Origin of the sequence: Synechococcus sp. KORDI-100, assembly GCF_000737535.1 — a bacterium.
Classification (GTDB): domain Bacteria; phylum Cyanobacteriota; class Cyanobacteriia; order PCC-6307; family Cyanobiaceae; genus Parasynechococcus.
Genome location: NZ_CP006269.1, coordinates 1 through 21,997 on the forward strand (window position 1 = coordinate 1; position 21,997 = coordinate 21,997).

The window sequence follows — 21,997 nt, forward strand, 5'->3', positions numbered from 1 at the left end:
TTGCCTTCCAGAGTCCCGACATCACGTGCCTACTGGAACCTGCGTGCGGAGCAGGTGATGGACAAGGTGTTTGAACAGGATGCCTTCGATGCGGCAGAGCGACACCTGATGGCGGTTGACGTCGCCGTCGAGGAACCAACGCCGATCCAGGAAACAAAACCGAATCCAGCTGAGCCGGCAAAGCACCAGGACTCAAACCTGTGGTTACTGCCGATGCTTACGGGGATCGCAGTCGCCAGTGTGGTGAGTTGCGGCTGGCTGATTGGCAACTGGCAGATCTCCCAGTCTCAGCTTGAGCAGGAACGAAATCTGCTGCTTGTCGAGCGCCTGCGCCAGAACATCACGCAAGCGAAGGAACCCATGGCGGCGGCGGAGCAACCACGACAGGCGACACTCAGCGACCTGCCGCCACCAACGAGGGACCAGCCGTCTGCCCAACAGCCAGACGCCATCAGCCTGGCGCCACTGACGCTGCCGATCCGCCAGTCACCCCTGCCCAGCCAACAACCCGACTTCGCTCCATCGCTCACGACTCCCGACCCTGGGCGAATCGACAATGAACCTCAGCTCACCGGTGTCGTCCAGGGTCCCGGAGACAGCAGTTCGGCGATCTTTCAGGTTGGCCAGGGGTCCCTCTCAGCTGGCATCGGTGAACCCATCGGCAACAGCGGCTGGACGCTTGAAGCGATCACCGACACCGGCGCCGTGATCCGACGCAATGGCGAACGGCGCAACCTGTCCGTTGGAGGCGTGTTCTGATCGACGACTCCTCCCTTTTCACCTCACCGCCACAGCTCTGGCAAGCCCCGACGAAAGCGGTGCTCTCCGGAGAAGGTCCGCGGCAACTTCCAGGTCCCTGGCGACTGATGCTGCTGGGGGATGGCAGCCCGACACGCCACCTGCGCCTGCTCACCGGAGAGCCGGTCGCCGTGGACCTGATCGCGATGGAACCCGAACAGAACAGTCCTGCGGATGCCCCAAGCGAAGTCAACGAACTGCAGACCCCTCTGTTGCGTCGCCAGGTCTGGCTGACCTGCGGAGGCATCACCCTGGCCTGGGCGGAAAGCTGGTGGAACCAGGCCGAAGCCGACCTGCACCTGCAGGATCGCAACCTGCCGATCTGGCGCAGTCTCACGCAGGGGCGCTCGGAACTGTTTCGGGAGGTTGATGGTCTGGCCCTGGTTGATGCGGACTGGTTGCGGAAGGCCTTTGGTTTGCAGGGACCGTTCTGGAGTCGCCACTACCGGTTCTTCCGGGGTGGAAAAGCGCTCACAGTGATCCGGGAGGTGTTCAGCCCCCAGCTGGAAACCTGGCTGGGACCGACCCTCAGGCAGGAGCTTCAGAGAAGTTCATGAACTAATCAACGAGATTGTTGGGATTTGCTCTTGACAACTTGCCATCAGGTATGCAGTGAGGAAGATGTGAACACAGTGATTCACCGTGTCATGGCAGCCTCAGCCTCCTGGCTCAGCCTCACCGACCTCGGTCGGATCTATGGCATCTCGGCCATTCATTGCGGCCGCACGATGGAACATCTCGGCTGGCGAGACCGTCGTGGGCGCCCGACGCCAATCGCTCTCGACATGGGTGCCGCCATGTCATCAGGGCCGCACAGCCAGGGGCGCGCCACCCTCTGGAATCGAGACATCTGCGGCCGCGAGCTGCAGGCCCGCGGCTACTCACCCATGAGCCGCAGCCTTCAGGTGCAGCAGTGGACCCAGTTTCTCGAAGCGATGGAGGAAGGATCTCCTTCGATCAATGCCACCGTTGAGCAGATGGCTGAGGACATTCCCGGCGAGTTGGCAGATGATGTGAACCACCAACTCGCTGCTCGCGGCTGTCGCTTCCGCGTCCCTCACTGAGCCCGTTCGCTGCAGACCGCGCTTGCTCTGTTGACCGGGTTGCTCAGCTGAGGCGAAGGGCTTCCGCCTGCTGAGCTGCCTTCTGCAGCAAATCCCTCAGTTGCTCTTCATCGGTATTGCTGAGACTGGTCTTCACAAGCCGGGCGTTGGGGGCATGGCTGCGGAGACGCTCCACCACCTTGTCGGGCGTGCTGTCCCGAACCAGCAAAGCAAGGGCTGCGCTGCCTTTCGGCAATGTCTCACTGAGATCCTTCAGGAACTGATCGTTGATCCCGATGTCACTGAGCGCCCCTGATGCGGCGCCGGCTCCGGCTCCAACGGCAAGTCCGACAAGGGGATTCAGAAAAATCAAGCCGACGAGCATGCCCCAGAAACTGCCACTCACGGCGCCAGCCGCCGCCAGATTGATCGCCTGGCGTAGGTGAACATGACCGTCCTCGCCATGCTCCAGGACGACGGCATCCTCCAGGGAGATCAGATGCTCCTGTTGAATTCCGACCAGTTCCTGGCGAACGGTCTCCGCTTCCTCAACCTTGGGGAAACCGATCACGATCAAATTGCTCATCGAGTTGAAGTGGCGATCACACGAAAGTTAGGAACGGAGGTCCATCAGCGTCAGGTACGGCGACGACTCGAACGGGGCAATGACCGTCGTGACGTCTGATCTGTGCCGCGACTCCAGCGCTCGACGCGAAAGTTGTCATCGTCTGGCCAGCCTTCATCGCGGCTCGCGTCAGATGCTGCAGCCTCAGTTGTCGTGTCAGGAGGCGAACTGCGCCTGGAAATCGCATCCAATGGACGTCTGACAGGAGGGGCTTCAGCAGCAGGGCGGACCGCGGAGGCACCGTTCTCCTGCTCCTGCCATGGCTCACGCCAATCCTCATCGTCTTCCAGAAGCCATTCCACCTTTTCACCAACCCAGCGACCCACGGAATCAAGATCCAATGAGGCCCTGCGTTGTCCAGGACGCCGCCCCGACACTCCATCCACGAGCTGACGACCAGTCTCGAGCCATTGATCCATTCGACGGTCCAAACCATCCCGATGGCGAGAACCGCGAAGACGTCTGTCATCCATGGTCTGACGTTACCGGCGGCGGTGGCGCAACCAGTGTTCCCGTCGCAGCCCGATCACAACAATCACAACGCCGGCACACTCCAGGGTCAGAAGAAAGGCATCCATGGATCAGGGCGTGGGCTCAGCCGGCACGTAGTCGAGCAGACAGCTTGCATGCCACTGTCCACCATGTAACCGATCACAGCAACGTCGGCAGGCAGCGTTCCTCACACGTCGGAGGTAAGGGGTGCGATGGCGGCAGATCGGACAAACCGCCCACCAGCGCGGTGGTTTCGACGGGACGGGGTAGCTGTGGCGAACACGGACTTCAAAACGCTTCTGATCCGCATTGATCTGGGCCATCCGTTGCCGAAACCTGGGCCCATGACCCTCGCGGCTCCTAAGGACGAGATCCACCCAGGCGTGAATCATCTCGTGACAGAGGGTGCTTTCCGTCGCCTCCCGAGGCAGAGGCTCAAGCAGCGGACGTGACAGCACGATCTCGCAGCCACGTGCTCCGGCGACCCTAGGACCACGGCGATAAAAGCCAGCCGTTCGGCTCATGCGACCGTCGCTCCATCGAACCGCGACACGCGGCTGTCCAGCACGCACAAGCACCCCATCGAAGTGTTCACGGTTGAGACGGTGAAAAAGCGGCAGCAGGGGCAGAAGCGGCAGCGGTCGGTCAGTGGGTTGGTTGCCCCGTCATCCTGCCGCGGTCAGTCAGACTCAGCGCTGCTTCCAAGGCAGGCAATGGAACTGGGTCTGGTACGCGAGATCGGCAGCAAGGCGCTGCTGGCCGGAGGTGGCGCCCTGCTTCTCTACTGGACAATCACAGCCGTGAAGCTGGTGCTGAGCGCCAGGGGCATCAATCCACTGATCAAGCAGTTCTTCACCCAGGTGGCGGCTGGTCGGATCGATGCCGCTTACCTGCTCACCACCAAGTCCTACCGACAACACGTGAATCGGCAGCAGTTCATCCGCTTTCTCGCCGGACTGAAGCTGAACAAATACCGCAATCTCAAATCCGGCCGTCCTCGCATTCAGGAAAGCGACGTGATCCTCACCGTGAAACTGAAGGCTGAGAACGACGACGAGCTTCCCCTCGACTTCACCTTCACCAAGGTTGATGACAACTGGCGCATCGCCCGCATCAACCCTGTCAATGCCTGATCCGCACGAGCGGGCCGCGGAACTGCGGCATTTGCTCAACCGTGCAGCCCACGCTTACTACGTCCTCGATGCTCCGGTGATGGAGGACGCGGTCTACGACCGCCTCTACCGCGAGCTTTCGGAGCTGGAAGCCAGCGATCCAGCCCTGCAGAGACCCGACAGCCCCACCCAGCGGGTGGGTGGGGTTCCAGCGGAAGGATTCACCAACGTTGAGCACCGTGTGGGCCTGCTCAGCCTCGACAACGCCTTCAACCGCGACGACCTGCAGGCCTGGCACGAACGGCTGCTCAGGGTGCTTGACCGCCCCGACGACACGCGGCTGCCCCTGGTGGGGGAACTGAAAATTGACGGCAACGCCCTTGCCCTGAGCTACCGCCATGGGGTGTTGGAAAGGGCCGCCACCCGTGGCGACGGCGCGCGCGGTGAGGAGATCACCGCCAACGTGCGCACGATCAGCTCCATCCCGCTTCGCCTGCAGGTCAACAACCCACCGGAGTGGGTGGAGGTGCGTGGCGAAGCCTTCATCCCCGATGCCACCTTCGCGGCGATCAATGCCGAGCGGGAGCAACGGGGCGAAGCCCTGTTCGCCAATCCCCGCAACGCCTGCGCCGGAACCCTGCGTCAACTGGATCCGAAGGTGGTGGCCGCCCGCCGGCTCGACTTCTTCGCTTACACCCTGCATCTGCCGGATGACGCCCAACCTTCCAGCCAATGGGATGCTCTGGAGTGGCTCAACACAGCCGGCTTTCGCGTGAACCCGAACCGGGAGCTCTGTGCAGACCTGGCCGCCATCAATCGCTTCTGCGACCACTGGGAGCAGGGTCGCCATGAGCTCCCCTATGCCACCGACGGCGTGGTGGTGAAGCTGAACGACCTGCTGCTGCAGGACGAAGCCGGCTTCACCCAGAAAGCACCGCGCTGGGCGATCGCCCTCAAATACCCTGCCGAAGAAGCCCCCACCCGTCTGCTGCGTGTTGGTGCTCAGGTGGGGCGAACCGGTGCTGTCACCCCCGTCGCTGAATTCGAAGCGGTGGCGCTAGCCGGCACCAGCGTCAGCCGCGCCACCCTGCACAACGCCGATCGGATCGCTGAACTGGATCTGCATCTGGGCGACACCATCGTGGTGCGCAAGGCCGGGGAGATCATCCCCGAAGTGGTGCGGGTGCTGCCGGAGCTCAGGCCAAGCGACGCCACCCCTGTGCAACTGCCGCAGCACTGCCCCGAATGTGGCTCCAGCCTGGTGAGGGAGGGCGACGAAGCCGCCACCCGCTGTGTGAACAGCAGCTGCCCGGCGATCCTGCGGGGTGGCCTGCGGCACTGGGTGAGCAAGGGCGCCCTGGATGTGGATGGCCTTGGCAGCAAGTTGATCGAACAGCTGGTGGACCGCGGCCTGGTGCGCTCGCTGGCCGATCTCTACCGCCTGGATGCGGCCCTGCTCGCCAGCCTGGATCGCATGGGCGCCAAGTCGGCCACCAACCTGGTGGCGGCCCTCGAAGCCTCCAAACAGCAGCCCTGGCATCGCCAGCTCTACGGCCTCGGCATCCGCCACATCGGCGAGGTCAACGCCAAAGCGCTCGCTGCTGAGTTCTTCAGCAGCGACAGCCTGGCGACAGCGGCCCTGGAGGCCCCGGAGCAGATCTCCGAACTGCATGGCATCGGCCCGGAAATCAGCGCCAGCCTCGGCCAATGGCTGGGCACGCCTGCCAACCAACAGCTGCTCAAAGACTTGCGCAGCGTCGGCCTCTCCCTGGAAGCCAGTGCCTCAGAGCAGGAGGCCGCAAGCCAGGCCGGAGCTGACACCGACGGGGTGCTGCGGGGCAAAACCCTGGTACTCACGGGCACGCTCCCCAGCCTGAGCCGCAGCGAGGCCAAAGCGCTGATCGAAGCGGCGGGCGGCAAGGTGAGCGGCAGCGTCAGCAAGAAAACCGACTACCTGGTGGCGGGCGAGGCCGCTGGAAGCAAATTGAGCAAAGCCGAGAGCCTGAAGATCACGATTCTCGATGAATCTGCATTCCAGCAACTTCTTGAGCAAAGCCAGTAAGAAACCCCAGCCTCATAGGCAAAAACCGTGACTGGGGGCGATGTCACTAAGAAAAACGACTCACGCTAATTGGCATGAACGAATCAAAACAGATCGCTATAGCTGACAGGGAAAGTTGAAACGGAGCCAGACATTTCGCTCGCCACGAGAGGCGCGCCCTTATGGTCTGCTTCTTGCACGTAATAGATACCCTCAGGCGACCACGAATTTGGCGACCAGAATGTCGCCAAATGCTTCACATCTTTGAGATCAGTGACATCAAACACAGGAATGATGGAGCCAGCTGGCAAGCTGCCATAGGCGGTGCTGCTCTGGTCTAAGGCACGCTCAAGTCCAACAGCGACAAGGTCACGTTCGTTATTACCCTTTTTGTCAGTCATGCTGAAGGAGACCGTGTGCTCCGGCTCAGTACCTTTGTCGTCGCTGCGTCCATCGTCGTAATGGTTGAGACTTGCAGCAATCTCCTCAAGCATGTTGCCGGTGTGATAAAGGGTCTCCCCTTTCGCGTCGAAGAACGAGAAATCCCTGGTTCCCATCATGTAGAGATCACCAGTTTTGGGATCATTCATATCCTTCAGAGTCTTCAAACGACCCTCAGCCAAGATGGCGGAATCAAATTTGGATACATTGCCATACTCTTCCTCTAAATCCTTAGAGCGAACTTCGTCGTAATAGAAGCCATCATCTTTGTTGGCACCATGCTTAAGGGTGGCAAATAGTTCGTCGTCATTCTCTACATCAAAGTCACCCTTGTTGCCGAATCCTGCTTGATCATAAATATAGAGAGTGGCATCTTCTTGCCAAGGATCAGCATCTGAGAAAACGGCGCCACCGGCATCATTCGAACCATAGGAGAAGGTTTTCTCTCCTTCAAAAGCATCGGTGAGTCCGTCTTCAATCAGGGCTTCGATTTCGAGGTTCACATCATCAGGACGGATTCTGCCATCTCCCTCACCGGGTGAGACATAGAGAAGCTTGCCCGCAGCATTGACGTAGGAGCTGATGCCATCAGGTTGCGACAACCCAAAGAGATTCTGTTTCTCAGTCGGTGCAAAAATCTCATCCTCATTGTTGGTATCGATGGGGATACCATCAAAGCTTTTCGGCTCGAGGCCAAAAACTCGCTTGATTTTCTTCTTAGCAAGATCAACGACCGCGATACCATTATTTTCCTAAAGAGCAACAATCGCTTCTTTCTCACTTGAAGTCGCAACGTACTCAGGCTCAAGGTCTACGATGCCAAATTTCTTGTAATCACCCTTATCCGGACCAGAGAGACGAACACCAGCTTTTGCGAGCTTTTTGTTAAATAACTTGAACTCAAGTGTTGTGACGTCAGATTTTGACGGATTTTTATTATCGACATCAATGATGGCAATCGAACCTTTCGGATTGGTTCCGATACCATATTGTTTCTTTTCAATCCCGTAGAAATCAAGAGGCTGTCCTTCATTTGCCACAATCAAGGTGTTGCCATCGGGGGTAAACACCAACTGGTCAGCCAGGTTGCCAACAACCTTAGTAGTAGCGACTTCCTTGACTGGATTTTTGCCGCCGACAAGCTGAAAGAAAGTCACCTTTGACTCAGCTGTCTTCGGCTCGACAACAGTTGCAGCCGCAAGACCCTGGGAACTGATCGCGATATCCGTAGCATCACATTTCAGAAAGACTTCACCGATCACCTTCGGCTTTTTATTGAATCCCTTAGAATAATCTATACAATAACTTGTCCCCCCTTTTTCGTTATACTCACCAGTGATTAAACAGGCATGCTTGTTAACTGGATCATAGCTGATCTTTTCTGCGCCACCAGGTTGAATATGAGTTTTAGCCTTTATAACTTTGCTCGAAATCTTGGCGTCACCGTTGGAATCAACGATTTTGTTTGCCATGACGAAACTCTTTTATTAGAGGCACATTGAGATTTTGCACTTCAAAAAGTAAGCCTGGGTTAAAAATCAGCTTAGTATTGTTTATCACGCAAGTATTGTGTACAACATCACATCACATCACAGATTTTTATACCTAGGGACATGAGTGATCGCTCAACCATTTTTCGCTGGATCAAGACCGACTGCGGACGGGCCAAGCTGGCTGACCTGCAGCAGCGCCGCGGCCCAATCGCGCGCATACGTCTGGCCTGGTTCATCCTGATCGCTGCTCTGCGGGACTGGCGACTGCCCAATCCCGATCAGAGCGACGTCTCCACATCCTGAAGGGCCCTCCGGGCTGCCCGGCTTACCAGCCAGACCACGGCCACCGTGGCAAGCACCCCAACCACCCGCAGCGCCCAGGTGCCGGCATCCGCCTCACCACCAAGAACGTCGCCGAAACGAGCCACATCTCCGGCCAGAGCACCCAACCCGCAGAACAGCACCGTGCCGGGCAGGATCCCGATCAAGCCAATGCAGTAGTCCCGCAGGCTCACCTCACTGAGGCCATAGGCCAGGTTGAGAAGGGAGAAAGGGAAGGCGGGCGAGAGGCGCGTCAGCAGCACCAGCTTCAGCCCCTCCTTGCTGACGGCCCGCTCCACCGCCTGAAGCTTGGGAAGCTGCTCCATGCGGAACCGCGCCCAATCGCGCAGCACCGAACGCCCCAGCAGGAAGACCACCACAGCCCCCAGGCAGGCCCCAACGAACACCAGTCCGCTGCCGAGCCAGGTGCCGTAGAGCACCCCGGCCAGCATCGACGCCCAAACCCCCGGCAGCAGCAAGGTCACCCAGAGGGCATAGAGCGGGACAAACAGCAGTGCTCCGACCGGGGAACGCAGAAACTCCAACACCTCAGGGAGCCAGTGCTGAACCAAGGAGATCAAGCGAACTCACCCACGCATGCAGCGGAGCATTGCACTAACTGGACGCTGAGGTGTAGAAGCGCAGGGCGAAGAGCCAGAAGGCTCGCGCCGCCGCAAAGAACAGCACCGCCAGAACCAAGCCCGCCAGCAGCATCGGTGCTGCAGCCTCTCCAAGAAGCACCTGGGCGGGAACCGTGGTGAGAAACGCCACCGGCAGCACAACGGTGAACAGCAGACGCAGGGCCGGTGGGTAGGCACTGAGGGGATAGCGGCCGGAGGCCAGCAAAGCCCGCAACACCTCAGTGGCATTCCAGGTTTTGACGAACCAGATGCTGGTGGCGGCAATCAGAAACCAGAGCGAGTAGAGGATCAGGCCACCGGCCAGCAGCATCACCAGCACGGTGAACAGCCCAGAGAGGCTGAGCACCACGCCGGCCTGATGGCACCCCCAGGCAAGAAGCCCCAGCCCCAGGCCGATCTCCGGCAGCCCCGCCGGCGACAGCGTGCGCAGCGACAACCAGAACTGGCTGTCGATCGGCTTGAGCAGCACGAAATCCAGGGTGCCCTCACGCACGTGGGTGACGATCGCCCCAAGGTTCGGGCGCAGCCAGGTGCTGGCCATGCCGTCAAACACGGTGTAGAGCCCCTGCACCATCAGGGCCTGGGCCCAGCTCCAGCCCCCCAGGGTCTGATCGGGGCCATAGAACAGCGAGAGCAGAAACAGGCTGCCGCTGAGGCTCATCGCCACCGCCAGCAACTCGATCAACACATTGGCCTGATACTCCAGCTGCACCGCCACGGCGGTGCTCCAGAAGCGGCGCAGGGTTCGCCCATAGCGCTCCATCAGGCCCCCATGGCGCTGTAGCGGCGCACGCCGGCCCGCCAGAGCAGCAGGACCAGCGGCAGCAACAGAGCAACCCAGGCCAGCTGGGCCCCGAAGCCCGCTGCCAGGTCCACCGATTGGCCGGCCAGCACCCGAGCCGGAAAGTCGATCAGATACGGAAACGGCGTCCACTGGGCCACAGCCCGCACCGCCGGCGGGAAGGCCGTGAGCGGCGCCAGCAGGCCGGAGAGGAACACAAACGGAATGAACTGAAGCCGCTCCAGGGCACTGGCCTTCTCACTCCAGAAGCAGAGGGCCGCAATCAGGCTCTGGAACAGGAAGGCGATGGCAAAGGCCAGCCAGGTGGCCAGCCAGGCCAGCAGAAAACCACCGAAGGAGGGCAGCCAGAAAGCCTGGGGCTGAATCACAAAGAACACCGCCGCGATCACGGCCGCGAAGGGCAGGCGGGTGAGCTGTTCACCAAGGTGGGCCGCCACGTATCGCCAGAGAGGGTGCAGCGGTTGCAGCAGGTAGGGCGAGAGCCGGCCCAGCAGGGCGTCTTCCTCGAAGGCGTAGACCACCCACACCACCGAGAACTGGCGCACCAGGAAGGCGCTGAGGAAATAGCGATCCAGGGCAACACCATCGAGCCCCAGGCCAGTGCGGGCCTCGCTGCCGCTCCAGACACTGAGCATGATGAATGGCAGCACCCCGGACAGGGCCCAGAGGGCAATCTCGGCGCGGTACTCGAGCATGTGGGCGTACTGGGTGCCCAGCAGCACCCGAATGATCCGACGGTTCAGACCGAGGATCCGCATCAGACCCGCCCCTGCCGAAACAACCCACCAATCAGTTCCTCGATTGGCGGATCGGTCACATCCAGATCACGCACGGGAAAGCGATCCAGCAGCTGCGCCACCACGGCGGTGAGCTGGTCACGGGGCACCAGCAGCCGCACGTCGCAGCCCTCCAACTGTTCGAGACGCCCCAGCCCGGACAGGGCATCCGCATCAACGGGCGACTCCAACTCCAGCCGCACCTCCCGCTCCGGCGCCAATTGATCGGCGAGCGCGTCAAGGGGACCGTCGTGGAACAAGCGCCCCTGATGAATCAGCAGCACCCGGGGGCACAGGGCCGTGATGTCAGCCATGTAATGGCTGGTGAGAAGCACAGTCGCCCCCGTGCGGCGGTTGTACTCCGCCAGGAACTGACGCACCCGAGCCTGGGCATTCACATCCAGCCCCAAAGTCGGTTCATCGAGGAACAGCACCTCCGGCTCATGCAAAAGAGCCGCCAGCAATTCGGCCTTCATCCGCTGGCCCAGGGAAAGCTTGCGCACCGGCCGGGTGAGCTCCTCTCCCAGCTCCAGGAGATCAGCCAGCTCGCTGATCCGCCGCCGGGCTACGCCATCAGGGATGCCGTAGACCGCGGCATTCACTCGCAGCGAATCCATTGGCGGCAGGTCCCAGAGCAGCTGCTGCTTCTGGCCCATCACAAGAGTGATCCGACGCAGGAACTCCGCCTGGCGGCGCTGAGGCCGGTGCCCCGCCACCTGCACCTCCCCAGCGCTGGGGTGGATCAGGCCGCAGAGCATCTTCAATGTTGTGGTCTTTCCAGCGCCGTTGGCACCGAGAAAACCCACCATCTCGCCAGGCTCGATCCGGAAGGAGACGTTCTGCACCGCCACCACATCTCGCGTGCGGCGCCGAACGAAATGACGCAGGGTTCCTGCCAAACCGGGCTGCTTCTCGGCAACCCGATAGGTCTTGCTCAGCCCTTCAACGCGTATCAGCGCCATTGGCCAGGTTGACGTGTTGTTGTGCGCAAAAGCGATTGACCCTATTGCTGACCGGAGATGAGGTCGTTCATGAGGAAGGAACCTAAACAATCGAAGCAGTTAAGTGATCGCATCTGAAAAGCAAAACGAGACCGAAAGCATCGAAGAACAGGGGGGGGTGGGGGCAGATTGATGAGTTGTGTCAAAAAAACAGCTTGCTGTCTGACCAAGCATGATGATATGGCCAGCAATCTTAATCGGAGCGTTGATCTATTTTATCGGACGACTCAGCAGTCTTTCAACGATTAGCTTGGTCAAGTTAGCAAGTTTTTCCAATACTGAATTTATAATTGGCAATACATTTTTATCATGGTTGGCTTATATTTCATTCTTGCTACGAACCGAATACTCGCAACCATCACGGCATATTTAATACAATTTGTTCTCAGGTTTAACGATCGAAGTCGCAAGGCGCTTCAGTCCTTTTTTCAATATTTGATCATGACAATTGGATTGGTAGCACTTGCGCTTTTATAGGAACCAGGGCATTACTTTTTTGGTCATCTCAGTATCAATCGGAATCGGACTTGGCCTTAGCCTGAAAGAACCGATAGCCAACCTTGCAACTGGAATCTGGCTCATTCTGGAAGGATCCATCAAGCCTGGCGAAATTCTGATGATTGAGAATGAACCTTACAAGGTCAAACAACTGAGCTTGAGAGCCACCATTTTGAGCAGACAACGAGATGACGCCGAATGTTGATTCCAAATCAAGTGTTATTTTCGACCAAAGCAGAATCGTTCACAGCAGGTGAAAACGGCAGGAGACCATCCATCGTGATTGGTGCCGCTTATCACCACGATCCCCAGCACATCATTCCCATAGTGGAAGAGATTGCGCAATCACACAAACGCGTCCTGAGCAAGCCGCTGCCTGAAGCATTGACGATCGATTTTGCCGACTTTTCGATAACGTACCAGCTTAATTTCTTTGTACGCAATCCTCTTGAAGCTCTCCAAGTCGGCAGCGAACTCCGTCAACAAATCTGGACTGCATTCGAGGCGAACGACATCACCATTCCCTTTCCCCAGCGGCAGGTGTATCCGATGGAATGGCCTCCGGCGGACAAGAAAACGCTTCGCCAAGAAAGACAAATAGACACAACGGGGACCGAACGCCTGGACGCGAAAAGCAATAGCCATGCATTGAGTGGCATAAAAGCATTCCTCAGGCAATCAGCGCAAGATCTGCCACGAAACAAAAGCGAACCTTGAGGGCATCCAGAGCGATTAGGATTTCTGATCCAGAACAATCAGACAACACATTGTTCACAAACACTTTCTGCGGCACGGCAGACAATCGAACGCAAGGGCAGATCTCAATCACGAGAGCGCGTGAGCAGGATCACAGCAAAGCGTGATTGAGATCGAGGAAGAAACGGTCACTCGGTGCGAGAACAAGGAAGCGGGGAAATAAGCCCCAAACCTTCAAAAACTCAAATCAAACACCAAGTACCAAATCGAGGACTCTCACCATGAGCACCACAAAACAGGTCAAGAAAACAAGCAGATCAAAAACCAGTGACTGGCGCCAGGAACTCAACGAATCGGTACGCCAATCAATCGACTTCTACTCTGATCAGAGCAATCTAACCAAAGAGCAACAAAGCGATGTCAAGGGATGGGTGGTCGCAGGCGTCGACGAGAAAAACCTGCTCCAGTTCAATCACTACGCTCAAAAAATTGGGCTCAAAGCAGAAAAGACGGTCTTAAACAATCAAGGCTATGGACTCGATGAGCTGCAACTCAAGGGCTACAAAGCGGGATCAAGAGCAGACTTCGCAAGGCTCAGCAAGATCGCCAAAGCGCTCGACCTCGACCTCTGGCAGGAGGTGGAGCAAATCCATGTGACCTACGGGAGTATCAACCAGAACGAGATCACGGAAGGCGCCTTCGATCCAGACCTGACAGACGGAGATCAAGCGGATGACATCAATGGCGATGGAATCGCTGATCCACTGTTCCAGCTTCTGGCCAGCGATCCAGCCAACGGCAGCTATGGCGTCAATGCTGTTGGAGCCTGGGACCAAGTCAGCGGCCAAGGCGTGCGTGTTGGCGTTCTGGACAGCTTTTTCGACCTCAACCACAGCGACCTGCAATCCGCACTACCAACCAGCGTCGACTGGGATGGCGACGGCGTCGATGACGCAGTCGATGCCAACAACAACGGCATCGCCGATGTGTTTGAACCAGAAGGATTCACATACGCCCTGGGATCCAATCTTTGGCCCGTCAATGATCGGAGGAACAGAGGTCAATCGCACGGAACATCCGTCAGCGGCATCGCCGTGGGACGGATCAATGGTGAATCAGGAGTTGGTATTGCCCCAGAAAGCGAATGGCTGCCATTCGGATTTATAGACCGTCAACCCGATTGGCCCTCAGAGGATTATTACAACTACGCCGATGTCGTCAATAACAGCTGGGGCTTTTCGGGAATCAATGGCACATTTCGCACCAACACGCCACAACAAGCTGCAAATTGGCAGATGGCAACCGAACGATCCATCCAAGTTGTGGCAGCGGGAAATGATCGAGACCCTGGACTGACTTTTACCCGAGGATGGGACAACAGCAACAACAGTGCAAAGGCAAGGCGTGAAAATATTGTCGTCGCAGCGACAATGAGAAACGGCGAAGTTGAGCAATACAGCACCCCCGGGGCAAGCATTTTCGCCAGTGCGCCAGTCAATGGATCCAATTTCCGTTTTGACGATTCATCTGGTGCAAACGCCAATCAGCAACGCACGGTGACAGCCGATGTGACGGACGATCCAGCAATTGATGGCGGCCTCAATAATGACAACGCTGGCTACGTCAACGGCCCAACACACACCCGGTTCAATGGCACATCAGCAGCTGCACCAATGGTGACCGGCACCATTGCCCTGATGCTGGAGGCTAACCCCAGCCTGGACTGGCGCAATGTTCAACACATCCTGGCCCAGACTTCAACCAAAAACGGACTGATTGACAGCAACGGTGATGGACAACTGGATGCGATTGACCCCAATGCAGGAGGCAACGCAGCCAATCCTGCAGCTGCCGGCACGATTGAGATGCGTAACACGTTCACGCCGGGAGTCAACACAACGTTCGATATCAACGATGGCCATAACACCGGCTGGTTCCAGAATGGTGCCGGCCACTGGGTCAGCGATTCCTTTGGCTTCGGCATCGTCAATGCCGGCGCCGCCGTTGAACTCGCCAGTAGCTGGAGACGCGTCGCACCAGAACGCAAGATCAGCACGAACAGCATCTTGGCCAACCCATTCACCATTCAAGAAGGGAATCTGGGTGGGCTTGATTCATTGAACGAGGCAGGCAACTGGGAGGTTGACGACCACCTCTCTGTTGAATGGGTCGAGCTCAACATCAAACTGGATCTGGAGGAACAGGATGAGATCATGCTGGCCGTCCAATCACCATCCGGGACACGATCGGTACTGATGGCACCCGGCGGCAGTGACGCCAGGCCATTCCCAGCCAGGACCAGCCGAAACAGCTTTGGCGAGCGCACCTTCATCACCAATCAATTCTGGGGCGAAGATTCACGCGGAGAATGGAGTGTCGAAGTCCTCGACACCAACGCTGATGGTGATACAGCACGCCTTTCGGAAGCATCACTCGACATCTTCGGCACAAAGGCAAAAAGCATCATAAATTTCATTCCCTACCTGGATCCAGAAAAGAAGTTGTTTGAACTCCCCAAAGATTATTTGAAACCCATCCCGAACCTCCAGGACCTTCTGCATCCAATCTCTCAGTTGCAATCCTCAGATGAGCTCGCAATGCCAATCAAAGGCGAGCTAACAAACAACCTCTCGCCAACCATGATCGAAGAAGCAACGCTCTTCTAAATCGATCAACACCCATCCATCATCAACATCAGCGCTGTTGCAGCGCTGATGTTTTCTCTTGTGATGGTTCAGCGTTCAGCCTGAATCGCCGAATCAGCTCAGGTCGGCCAGGCGCTTGCGGGCCAGATCGGCCTGGGCCTGCTTCTCCGCCAGGTTGGCCTGGCATTCCGCCACCACCTCCGGCGGGGCCTTGTCAGCGAAGTTGGGATTGCCAAGCCGGCCCGCCAGGCCCTTGATCTCCTTCTCCGCCTTGGCGATGTCCTTCTCGAGGCGGCCCTTGAGCGCATCGAGATCGACGAGGCCTTCGATCGGCAACAACACCTGCAGCTCACCGCTCACTCCAGCGAGGGCCTTGGCGACCGGAGCCGCATCGGCCTCAACCGGCGCCATCACCGCCACCGACTCCGCCCGCGTCAAGGCTGTGATGTCGGCCGTGCCCTGAGTGAGCACAGCCGCCAGCGCGCCGCGGCCGGTGACGAAGCGCACCGGCACCGGCTGGGAGGGCTTGAGGCCCGCCACCGCTCGCAGGTTGCGCACCACACGGATGGCACCGATCAGCTCATCGAAAGAGGCTTCCAACGCCTCATCCAAAGCGCTTTCATCCAGCGCTGGCCAGGGCTGCAACGCCAGAAAGCTGGTCTCCGGCTCGCCGGTGACGCTGTGCCAGAGCTCCTCGGTGAGGTGGGGCATCAGCGGATGCAGCATCAAATGCATCTGGCTGATCACCTTGGCCAGCACCTGCTTGGCGACCCGCTGATCGACGAGGGCCTCGGCTGAGGGATTCTCACCGGGGTTGAGCCGGCGTTTGCTCAGCTCCAGATACCAGTCGCAAACGTCATTCCAGGCGAACTCATAGAGGCCCTTGGCCGCCTCACCCAGGCCATAGCTGCTGTAGCGCTCGGCGGTCTCCCGGTTCACCCGGGCCAGACGGGACAGGATCCAGCGGTCCGCCAGCTGCAGGGCGGCAGGGTCGGGGGCACCGAGTTGGGCCGGGGTTTCGCCGCCCAGGTTCATCAGGGCGAAACGGGTGGCGTTCCAGAGCTTGTTGGCGAAGTTGCGCGATGCCTCCACCGTGGCGGAGGTGTCCTTCTTGCGGTCGTAGTCAAGGCGAATGTCCTGACCGGCACCAGCCACTTCCCGCACCAGGGCGAAGCGCAGGGCATCGGTGCCGTAACGCTCGATCAGCAGCAGCGGATCGATGCCGTTGCCGGCGCTCTTGCTCATCTTGCGGTTCTGCTCATCCCTCACCAGGCCGTGGATGTAGACATCCTGGAAGGGCATCTCACCGGTGAAGGCGCCGGCCATCATCGTCATCCGGGCCACCCAGAAAAAGATGATGTCGAAGCCCGTCACCAGGGTGCTGGTGGGGTACCAGCGCTGCAGGTCCGCGCTGCCTGTATCAGGCCAGCCAAGGGTGGAGAAGGGCCAGAGGCCGCTGGAGAACCAGGTGTCGAGCACGTCTTCGTCCTGCTCGATCTCCACCGTTAGGCCGTACTCGGCTTTGGCCTTCTCCAGGGCTTCGGCTTCGTTGCGGGCCACCACGTAGGGCGTGGTGTCGGTGTATTTGCCACCGGTCTCGCTGATCACGAACCAGGCGGGAATGCGATGGCCCCACCAGAGCTGGCGGCTGATGCACCAGTCGCGGATGTCGGTGAGCCAGTCGCGGTAGACCTTCTCCCAGCGCTCGGGGATCAAACGGGGGTCCTGCTTCTCGAGGGCCTCCCGGCAGCGAGCCGCCAAAGGCTCGGTTTTGACAAACCACTGGGTCGAGAGCAATGGCTCCACCGGCACCTTGCCGCGGTCGGAATAGGGAACGCTGTGGCGGTAATCCTCCACCTTCACCAGCAGGTCCAGCTCTTCGAGCCCAGCCACCACGGCCTTGCGGGCCTCGAAGCGATCCAGACCCTCGAACTGGCCGGCCTCCTTGTTCATCGTGCCGTTCTTACGCATCACGGTGATCTGGGGCAGACCGTGGCGCTGGCCGATGGCGAAATCGTTGGGGTCGTGGGCCGGCGTCACCTTGACGCAGCCGGTGCCGAAATCCTTCTCCACGTGGTCGTCAGCCACAATCGGAATCTCCCGCCCCACGAAGGGGAGGGTGAGGGTCTGGCCCACCAGATGGGCATAGCGCTCGTCGGTGGGATTCACCGCCACCGCCGTGTCGCCCAACATCGTTTCGGGGCGGGTGGTGGCTACCTCCAGATGGCCGTCGCCGTTGCTGAGCGGGTAGCGGAAATGCCAGAGGTGACCGTCCACCTCCTTCATCTCCACCTCAAGATCGCTCACCGCCGAACCCGAGGCAGGACACCAGTTCACCAGATATTCACCGCGATAGATCAGTCCCTGCTCGTGCAAGCGCACGAAGGCCTCCTTCACCGCTTCGCTGAGCCCCTCATCGAGGGTGAAACGCTGGCGCTGCCAATCAACGGAATAACCCAGCCGCCGCAGCTGGCCCACGATCCGACCACCACTGTCGGCCTTCCACTGCCAGGCCCGCTCCAGGAAGGCATCGCGGCCGAGGTCATGGCGGGTCTTGCCCTCGTCCTTGAGCTGCTTCTCAAGAATCGTCTGCACCGCGATCGAGGCATGGTCGGTTCCTGGCAGGCAGAGCACGTTCTTTCCGGCCAGCCGCTGATAACGCACGATCGTGTCGATCAGGGCCGTGTTGAAGGCATGACCCATGTGCAGGCTTCCGGTCACGTTCGGCGGCGGGATCACCACCGAAAACGATTCACCAGGGGCCTTCGGGTCGGGATGGAAGGCTCGCTGGTCCTCCCAGGCCTGCTGCCAGCGGGCTTCCGTGCCAACCGGGTCGTAGGTCTTTGGAAGCTCAGGCACGAATAAAGGCGCAGGATCGGCGCGGCCATGCTCGCAAAGGGGTGAACCAGTAAAACGCCCATAAAATCCATGCATCACAGGGAAAGAATGCGGCGATTCATCCAGTCCCTCGCAGCCTTGCTTTGTTGTTCGGGGTTACTGGCTGCTTGCTCCAACAACGAAGAGATCAGCTTCCCCACGGTGCTGAGAGTGGCCCGGACCATTCCCAGCGACTCCGGCGCTGAATATGACGACTACGAGCGCATGGGGGCCCTCGTGGACGGCCTTGTCAAACAGCTGCAAAGCGTTGACAGCTCGATTCGAATTCAAACGGCGCTGTATGGACGAAGAAATTTCGTCGACGAAATCCAGAGGCAAACCAATAGCGGATTTGGGCCGGATCTGATTATTACCGATAGTGAAACAACATTGGAATTATATTCCCGCAATTTGATTCACCCGATCGGGTCAGACGCCAAAGGTCGAGATAATATTCCAGCATACATTTTTAATCTCGCAAGGGCGAAAGATGGGCAACTTGTTGGTCAGCCTGTCAGCCAATATGTGCAGTTGGCTTGTTACAACAAAGAGAAGGTTAAAACACCGCCAGATTCATTAATCGACCTACCCAAGGACAATGATGACCTGACGTTCGGCCTGGCTCTGCAACTCAAAGACCTGTACTGGACGGCGGAAGCGTTTCAAGCAGAGCAAGCGATTGAAATCGCCATGCAGGGCCAACAACCCACAAAGGAACAGGCACAGAAAGTCAGCACTTGGTTGACCTGGCTCAAAACGGCAAGCTATCAACAAAACATTCGATTTTTGAATGATCAAAACAGACTTCGCCGAGCCCTGATTGCCGGAGAACTGGACTGGATTACATGTTGGAGCACAAATCTACCGGAACTGCGCGAAACAATGAAGGACAAACTTGGGGTTGTCGGCATTCCAAAAGGGCCATCTAAAAAGCTTCGCGCCATGACCAGACTGTCCGTTTGGTCACTGGGACGCAACTCAAGCTCAGGACAACGTGAAAAAGCTCTCACCTTCATCGACTTCATAACCAAACCATGGGCGCAGAAAACCTATGCTCTGCGCAACAAAACATCATTTCCAGTTGATAAAAATGCCGCAAGAATTGTAGCTTCGAAAATACCAGGAGGCCTATCAGCATTATCACAATACGAAGAGCAAGCCATCAAAGTTTCAGCTGCAGCCAGCCGAACCAAAGCGATGGTGTTCAGAGATCCAGAGCGCTACGACACAATCTCTGATCATCTGCTCGACACAATTTACGATATCGAAACACCTGAAGAAGCAAGCCAGAATATTCTCACAGCATTGCAGGAGGAAAAGCAATGATCAGAGAGTTTCTGCGCGAAATCATTAGTTGGCTTGGCTACCTGCAACGTGGATCTGTTCTGATGCAAGTCGCTCTCTTTGCGGCTGTCATTCTGCTCGAAAAACGATATATCCATCGCCGTTACACCCAGCTCGCTCCCGAGCTCAAGCTCCTTGCGGCACCAGTCGTTCTGCTGATTGTCAGCGTCATCAGCATGGCTTTCGGATTTCCTGGCGGCTTCCTCCGCTATCTCTCAGCCTCATGGCTTGCCTGGAGGCTCGTGATACCAATCAAAAATATTCTGAATAAACGCGTCCCGAAGTTTCCCGCAGACGAACTGGATAAATCCATTTTCAGACCAATTTTCCTGGTGCTTTTACTGCTCTCGTTCTTTCAAATGATCGGAAGCCGGGAAGCTCTTTCAGTGATTCAGATCGGCACAATCTTTGGCGTCGTTCTCACCATCGGAAAACTGTTCACTGCCATTGTGGTGATCTACGCAGTCTTCACCCTGGCGAGTCGTCCAGCGGCCTTGCTTGCGTGGATCAGCGGAAAATTTTTCGGCATATCCATCCAAGGTCGCAAAGCCCTTGAGCTCATTCTTCGATATTCAATGATTGGCCTCGGAGTCTTTGGGGTGAGCTACTACATCGGAATCAATGGAACGGCTTTGGTCGCAGTTGCTGGTGGGTTGTCCGTTGGTATTGGCTTTGGCCTGAAGGAAATTATTTCCAATTTCATCAGCAGCATCTGGCTTCTCTTTGAAGGAACCGTGCGCCCCGGCGAGGTGCTGATGGTGAATGGTGACCCCTGCACGGTTCGGAAACTCGGCATGCGCGCCACCCAGCTTCGCCGTGGACGCGACGGCGCTGAACTCCTGGTACCCAACCAGAATTTCTTCACACAAGAGGCGGAATCCTTCACCGCAGAGGAAACCTCCAGACGCGGCGGTGTGGATGTGGGGGCGGCTTACCACCATGAGCCACAGCAGGTCATTGATGTTCTGGTGGACGTCGCCAAGAGCCATGAGCGCGTCCTGGAATATCCGCCTCCAGCTGCTTTCACGACGCAATTCGCCGACTCCTCCATCAACTACAAAGTGTTGTTCTGGGTCCGCAATCCCCTCGATGCATTTGCAGTTGAAAGTGATCTCCGCCAGATGATCTGGGTGGCCTTTGAAGAGCATGGAATCGGCATTCCATTCCCACAGCAACAGGTGTACCCAATGGAATGGCCACCCTCAAAGAATCAGACGCTGCGCATCGGCTCTGCCGGACGCAGCCTTCAGGCGGACGTCGCTGATGACGAATCAACCGGAGAGACGCTGTAGGTAACTCTCCTGACTGCCGCCATTGATCCAACCGGTTGCGATCGTCTTGCTGAGGTTGGCATTCACCCGTCCACGATGGGTGTGCGAGGGACCAGCCGGAAAAATCAGCAGCTTCCCTCGCTCTGCCGGTTCGTGGTGATCCTGCCAGTGGAATTCTGTCCCGGCCTCGTCAACGCTGTCGCAGTAAAGAATCCAGGCCAGGACGCGATGAACGGGCTCGGTGGCTTCCTCACCGATCGTCCAGTCGCAGTGCCACTGCCGGAATCCCTCCCCGGGGGCATAACGCTGCAGGTTGAAGATCGGCATGACGAACAGGTGCTGATCCGGACAGACCGAGCGAAATAGAGGGCGTTCCTGGAGGTAACGCTCGAGCCCGGCAGACACCCCTCGAATGATCACCTCAGCAAGGGCATAGGCATCCGGGTCGCTGCGGTCGATGGCAACCAGACTGATATCGGTGGAGAGCTTCGCTGGCTGATCGCCGCCACCGGGACCGAACGCGATTCCCGGCCGATGCAGATCCGTACGACGATCAAAGAACGCCATGACGCCATCGGCCACGGCCTCGAAGCCTGAATTGCGGTAGCGACCGATCAGTTTCATCGCTCCCCCGCGCGCCGGGGAATCGCCAGGGCCGCATCCAGCTCCTGCCAGCGGTCCTGATCCATCACAACGTCATCCTCTAGACCGATCCGCTTGATCACGCTGCCGGCCAGTGATCGGTTCAGAGGGACACCGGGTCCCATGGGCAGGATCAACACCTGCTGCTCAGCGGGATCGGCCATCACTTTCAAATCCAAGTCCTCCAGCTCACGCTCGAAAAACAGACGCCGCATCCGGCCCGTCAACGTCGGGCCGAGTGCATCGGCGAAGGAGGTCATGCCTGCCTCGTCACCGGGACAACCGCAATTCAGAGACAACCAGATCAGCAGCTTCACCCAGCTGTCGACCGTCCAGATCGGCTGGAAACTCTCCCGGTGCTGACGCACCAATTCAGCAATCGCGAAATTGAACAAGGTGGCCTGAAGGCCAGTGGCGTCAGCGGAATCCATGGCTGTC

The 21,997-nt window shown here is 58.3% G+C and carries 23 protein-coding genes; 11 read left to right on the forward strand and 12 right to left on the reverse strand.

What is annotated here, in order from left to right; translation table 11 throughout:
• From KR100_RS16430 to KR100_RS00015, 3 genes are all read left to right on the forward strand, one after another.
• The gene (locus tag KR100_RS16430) at positions 1-759 is read left to right on the forward strand and encodes a hypothetical protein (RefSeq protein WP_038542094.1); all 759 of its coding nucleotides are present in this window, start codon (positions 1-3) and stop codon (positions 757-759) included.
• On the forward strand, positions 759-1,355 hold the full coding sequence (locus KR100_RS00010; RefSeq protein WP_204207796.1) for a chorismate lyase: 597 nt from the start codon (positions 759-761) through the stop codon (positions 1,353-1,355). Before KR100_RS16430 ends, KR100_RS00010 begins: the two co-directional genes overlap by 1 nt.
• 90 nt (positions 1,356-1,445) lie before the next feature.
• Positions 1,446-1,862 carry a hypothetical protein gene (locus KR100_RS00015; RefSeq protein WP_038542100.1) on the forward strand — a complete coding sequence of 139 codons (417 nt, stop codon included), beginning with the start codon at positions 1,446-1,448 and terminating at the stop codon, positions 1,860-1,862.
• 43 nt (positions 1,863-1,905) lie between these two features.
• On the opposite strand, the gene KR100_RS00020 is transcribed toward KR100_RS00015, so the two are convergent.
• The 3 genes from KR100_RS00020 to KR100_RS00030 form a co-directional block, all read right to left on the reverse strand.
• On the reverse strand, positions 1,906-2,427 hold the full coding sequence (locus tag KR100_RS00020) for a DUF1269 domain-containing protein (RefSeq protein ID WP_038542103.1): 522 nt from the start codon (positions 2,425-2,427) through the stop codon (positions 1,906-1,908).
• A 50-nt stretch (positions 2,428-2,477) separates the two neighbouring features.
• Positions 2,478-2,939, reverse strand: a complete 462-nt coding sequence (locus tag KR100_RS00025; protein WP_038542106.1) for a hypothetical protein — start codon at positions 2,937-2,939, stop codon at positions 2,478-2,480.
• Positions 2,940-3,047: 108 nt separating this feature from the next.
• Positions 3,048-3,596 carry a SprT family zinc-dependent metalloprotease gene (locus tag KR100_RS00030; protein ID WP_038542109.1) on the reverse strand — a complete coding sequence of 183 codons (549 nt, stop codon included), beginning with the start codon at positions 3,594-3,596 and terminating at the stop codon, positions 3,048-3,050.
• 75 nt (positions 3,597-3,671) lie between these two features.
• On the opposite strand from KR100_RS00030, the gene KR100_RS00035 reads away from it, so the two are divergent.
• Positions 3,672-4,091 (forward strand): membrane protein, encoded by a 420-nt coding sequence (locus tag KR100_RS00035; protein WP_038547456.1) that lies wholly within the window; start codon positions 3,672-3,674, stop codon positions 4,089-4,091.
• On the forward strand, positions 4,084-6,132 hold the full coding sequence (ligA, locus tag KR100_RS00040) for an NAD-dependent DNA ligase LigA (RefSeq protein WP_038542112.1): 2,049 nt from the start codon (positions 4,084-4,086) through the stop codon (positions 6,130-6,132). The genes KR100_RS00035 and ligA overlap by 8 nt, the downstream gene beginning before the upstream one ends.
• A gap of 83 nt (positions 6,133-6,215) precedes the next feature.
• Here ligA and KR100_RS00045 read toward each other — a convergent pair whose 3' ends face one another.
• Positions 6,216-7,154: a hypothetical protein gene (locus KR100_RS00045; protein WP_038542114.1), complete on the reverse strand. Its 939-nt coding sequence runs from the start codon at positions 7,152-7,154 to the stop codon at positions 6,216-6,218.
• Positions 7,155-7,304: 150 nt separating this feature from the next.
• Positions 7,305-8,024, reverse strand: coding sequence for a hypothetical protein (locus KR100_RS00050; RefSeq protein WP_038542116.1), 720 nt, complete (start codon positions 8,022-8,024; stop codon positions 7,305-7,307).
• A gap of 141 nt (positions 8,025-8,165) precedes the next feature.
• Between KR100_RS00050 and KR100_RS00055 the strand changes: the two genes are divergently transcribed.
• The gene (locus KR100_RS00055; RefSeq protein ID WP_038542120.1) at positions 8,166-8,348 is read left to right on the forward strand and encodes a hypothetical protein; all 183 of its coding nucleotides are present in this window, start codon (positions 8,166-8,168) and stop codon (positions 8,346-8,348) included.
• On the opposite strand, the gene KR100_RS00060 is transcribed toward KR100_RS00055, so the two are convergent.
• From KR100_RS00060 to KR100_RS00075, 4 genes are read right to left on the reverse strand one after another with little or no spacing between them, the layout of a single operon-like run.
• On the reverse strand, positions 8,324-8,947 hold the full coding sequence (locus KR100_RS00060) for a TVP38/TMEM64 family protein (protein WP_038542122.1): 624 nt from the start codon (positions 8,945-8,947) through the stop codon (positions 8,324-8,326). The genes KR100_RS00055 and KR100_RS00060 overlap by 25 nt on opposite strands.
• Before the next feature lie 34 nt (positions 8,948-8,981).
• The gene (locus KR100_RS00065; RefSeq protein ID WP_038542124.1) at positions 8,982-9,770 is read right to left on the reverse strand and encodes an ABC transporter permease; all 789 of its coding nucleotides are present in this window, start codon (positions 9,768-9,770) and stop codon (positions 8,982-8,984) included.
• Positions 9,770-10,567, reverse strand: a complete 798-nt coding sequence (locus KR100_RS00070) for an ABC-2 family transporter protein (protein ID WP_038542127.1) — start codon at positions 10,565-10,567, stop codon at positions 9,770-9,772. Before KR100_RS00070 ends, KR100_RS00065 begins: the two co-directional genes overlap by 1 nt.
• Entirely contained in the window at positions 10,567-11,541 is a 975-nt protein-coding gene (locus tag KR100_RS00075; RefSeq protein ID WP_038547459.1) for an ATP-binding cassette domain-containing protein, read from the reverse strand. Before KR100_RS00075 ends, KR100_RS00070 begins: the two co-directional genes overlap by 1 nt.
• A gap of 541 nt (positions 11,542-12,082) precedes the next feature.
• Between KR100_RS00075 and KR100_RS17000 the strand changes: the two genes are divergently transcribed.
• From KR100_RS17000 to KR100_RS00085, 3 genes are all read left to right on the forward strand, one after another.
• Positions 12,083-12,289: a mechanosensitive ion channel domain-containing protein gene (locus KR100_RS17000; RefSeq protein WP_162176441.1), complete on the forward strand. Its 207-nt coding sequence runs from the start codon at positions 12,083-12,085 to the stop codon at positions 12,287-12,289.
• Positions 12,283-12,801, forward strand: coding sequence for a mechanosensitive ion channel family protein (locus tag KR100_RS14295; RefSeq protein ID WP_051847245.1), 519 nt, complete (start codon positions 12,283-12,285; stop codon positions 12,799-12,801). The genes KR100_RS17000 and KR100_RS14295 overlap by 7 nt, the downstream gene beginning before the upstream one ends.
• Positions 12,802-12,947: 146 nt before the next feature.
• The gene (locus KR100_RS00085; RefSeq protein WP_162176442.1) at positions 12,948-15,446 is read left to right on the forward strand and encodes a S8 family serine peptidase; all 2,499 of its coding nucleotides are present in this window, start codon (positions 12,948-12,950) and stop codon (positions 15,444-15,446) included.
• 93 nt (positions 15,447-15,539) lie between these two features.
• Here KR100_RS00085 and KR100_RS00090 read toward each other — a convergent pair whose 3' ends face one another.
• Positions 15,540-18,284, reverse strand: coding sequence for a valine--tRNA ligase (locus tag KR100_RS00090; RefSeq protein WP_038542132.1), 2,745 nt, complete (start codon positions 18,282-18,284; stop codon positions 15,540-15,542).
• An 87-nt stretch (positions 18,285-18,371) separates the two neighbouring features.
• Here KR100_RS00090 and KR100_RS00095 point away from each other — a divergent pair, with 87 nt between their 5' ends.
• A complete protein-coding gene (locus KR100_RS00095; RefSeq protein ID WP_038547462.1) occupies positions 18,372-19,628 on the forward strand; it encodes an extracellular solute-binding protein in 1,257 nt (418 codons plus the stop codon).
• Positions 19,625-20,938: a mechanosensitive ion channel family protein gene (locus KR100_RS00100; protein WP_038542135.1), complete on the forward strand. Its 1,314-nt coding sequence runs from the start codon at positions 19,625-19,627 to the stop codon at positions 20,936-20,938. Before KR100_RS00095 ends, KR100_RS00100 begins: the two co-directional genes overlap by 4 nt.
• Here KR100_RS00100 and KR100_RS00105 read toward each other — a convergent pair.
• On the reverse strand, positions 20,918-21,541 hold the full coding sequence (locus KR100_RS00105) for a 2OG-Fe(II) oxygenase (RefSeq protein WP_038542139.1): 624 nt from the start codon (positions 21,539-21,541) through the stop codon (positions 20,918-20,920). The two genes, KR100_RS00100 and KR100_RS00105, sit on opposite strands and share 21 nt — an antisense overlap.
• On the reverse strand, positions 21,538-21,990 hold the full coding sequence (locus KR100_RS00110; protein WP_038547465.1) for a hypothetical protein: 453 nt from the start codon (positions 21,988-21,990) through the stop codon (positions 21,538-21,540). The genes KR100_RS00105 and KR100_RS00110 overlap by 4 nt, the downstream gene beginning before the upstream one ends.
• Positions 21,991-21,997: the final 7 nt, after the last annotated feature.

What these genes read in the sequence shown, in the direction of transcription:
- KR100_RS00015 (WP_038542100.1), top strand. Translation starts at nt 1,446, where the DNA reads ATGGCAGCCTCAGCCTCCTGGCTCAGCCTCACCGACCTCGGTCGGATC.
- KR100_RS00020 (WP_038542103.1), bottom strand. Translation starts at nt 2,427, where the DNA reads ATGAGCAATTTGATCGTGATCGGTTTCCCCAAGGTTGAGGAAGCGGAG.
- KR100_RS00025 (WP_038542106.1), bottom strand. Translation starts at nt 2,939, where the DNA reads ATGGATGACAGACGTCTTCGCGGTTCTCGCCATCGGGATGGTTTGGAC.
- KR100_RS00035 (WP_038547456.1), top strand. Translation starts at nt 3,672, where the DNA reads ATGGAACTGGGTCTGGTACGCGAGATCGGCAGCAAGGCGCTGCTGGCC.
- ligA (WP_038542112.1), top strand. Translation starts at nt 4,084, where the DNA reads ATGCCTGATCCGCACGAGCGGGCCGCGGAACTGCGGCATTTGCTCAAC.
- KR100_RS00050 (WP_038542116.1), bottom strand. Translation starts at nt 8,024, where the DNA reads ATGGCAAACAAAATCGTTGATTCCAACGGTGACGCCAAGATTTCGAGC.
- KR100_RS00055 (WP_038542120.1), top strand. Translation starts at nt 8,166, where the DNA reads ATGAGTGATCGCTCAACCATTTTTCGCTGGATCAAGACCGACTGCGGA.
- KR100_RS00065 (WP_038542124.1), bottom strand. Translation starts at nt 9,770, where the DNA reads ATGGAGCGCTATGGGCGAACCCTGCGCCGCTTCTGGAGCACCGCCGTG.
- KR100_RS00070 (WP_038542127.1), bottom strand. Translation starts at nt 10,567, where the DNA reads ATGCGGATCCTCGGTCTGAACCGTCGGATCATTCGGGTGCTGCTGGGC.
- KR100_RS14295 (WP_051847245.1), top strand. Translation starts at nt 12,283, where the DNA reads ATGTTGATTCCAAATCAAGTGTTATTTTCGACCAAAGCAGAATCGTTC.
- KR100_RS00095 (WP_038547462.1), top strand. Translation starts at nt 18,372, where the DNA reads ATGCGGCGATTCATCCAGTCCCTCGCAGCCTTGCTTTGTTGTTCGGGG.
- KR100_RS00100 (WP_038542135.1), top strand. Translation starts at nt 19,625, where the DNA reads ATGATCAGAGAGTTTCTGCGCGAAATCATTAGTTGGCTTGGCTACCTG.
- KR100_RS00105 (WP_038542139.1), bottom strand. Translation starts at nt 21,541, where the DNA reads ATGAAACTGATCGGTCGCTACCGCAATTCAGGCTTCGAGGCCGTGGCC.
- KR100_RS00110 (WP_038547465.1), bottom strand. Translation starts at nt 21,990, where the DNA reads ATGGATTCCGCTGACGCCACTGGCCTTCAGGCCACCTTGTTCAATTTC.